This is a genomic window from Caenibacillus caldisaponilyticus (genome assembly GCF_002003465.1).
In the GTDB taxonomy this organism is placed as follows: domain Bacteria; phylum Bacillota; class Bacilli; order Bacillales; family Sporolactobacillaceae; genus Caenibacillus; species Caenibacillus caldisaponilyticus.
Genome location: NZ_BDDQ01000176.1, coordinates 1 through 1,153, shown reverse-complemented (window position 1 = coordinate 1,153; position 1,153 = coordinate 1). Strand labels below are relative to the sequence as shown.

Here is a 1,153-nt window from a genome sequence, read left to right as displayed (position 1 = left end):
CTCCATTCCATGTTAATTAGGGTTTGTCACATAAAGCGTATCGTCCGACTCTTCAAAGTTTTCCTGTGTATCAATATTATACCAAATTTAGATGATGTATAAAAGTTTGTGTAAAGCATTTTGCTAGACCAAAAGAAAAAAGGTAGGGTATTCTCTGATTTAGCCATAACACATTCCAGAGAAAGGAGTACCCTACCTATGTCTAAAAGAAGTATACCGAATGTCGACTGGGCAAATCAACTGGAAAGTGTTATTCGTCAATTTGTGAAAGAAAAATTAGAGCTGATTATGCGGGAAGAAATGAAAAATTTCCTCGAAATCGAACAGGCTGGAACACCGAATATGAGAAACGGCTACTATCAGCGAAATCTAGATACGCAATATGGCCGGATTGAGGGTCTTTTGGTTCCAAGAGACCGAAACGGGGAATTTCAAACACAGTTGTTTGCCCCTTACCAACGGCACACCGGCTGGCTGGAGGAAGCAATCATTAGGATGTATCAAAGTGGCATGAGTACACGGGAAATTGGCAAGTTTATCGAACGAATTCTAGGAAGCACCTATTCTCCTGCGACGATCAGCCGGATTACCGATGTCGTGAAGGAAGACATCGAGAAATGGCACGCTCGTCCACTACACCAGCGTTATTCGGTCTTATATTTGGACGGCTTGTACGTGAAACTTCGCCGGGATACGGTAGAGAAAGAAGTTATTTATGTGGTATTAGGGGTGAACGAAGAAGGGTATCGTGAAATTCTTGATTTCTTCGTAGGAGGACAAGAAAGCGCCTATGTATGGCAGGAGATTCTCCAACAGCTCTACCAAAGAGGCGTCAAGGAAGTGCTTCTTGGCGTCTTCGATGGCCTTCCGGGGCTGGAGGAAGCCTTTAAGGCGGTTTATCCGAAAGCCGATGTGCAGCGCTGTGTCGTGCACAAAGTCCGCAACACCCTCAGCCGTGTTCGGAAAAAAGATCAATTCGAAATGGCGGAGGACCTGAAACTCATTTATCGTTCTCCGAATAAAGAAATCGCATTGGAGATGTTTCAACAGTTTCAATCCAAATGGTCTCACAAATACCCAAGGGAAGTCCAATCGTGGGCCAATGAGTTGGATGTTCTTCTCACCTTTATGGACTATCCAAGCAGTATTCGAA

1 protein-coding gene is annotated in these 1,153 nt (G+C 44.1%); it reads left to right on the top strand.

Translation table 11 applies throughout. The annotated features are described in order from the left end of the window. Positions 1 to 198: 198 nt before the first annotated feature. A partial coding sequence (locus CCB157_RS17120; RefSeq protein ID WP_077616964.1) for an IS256 family transposase occupies positions 199 to 1,153 on the top strand: 955 nt, incomplete at its 3' end.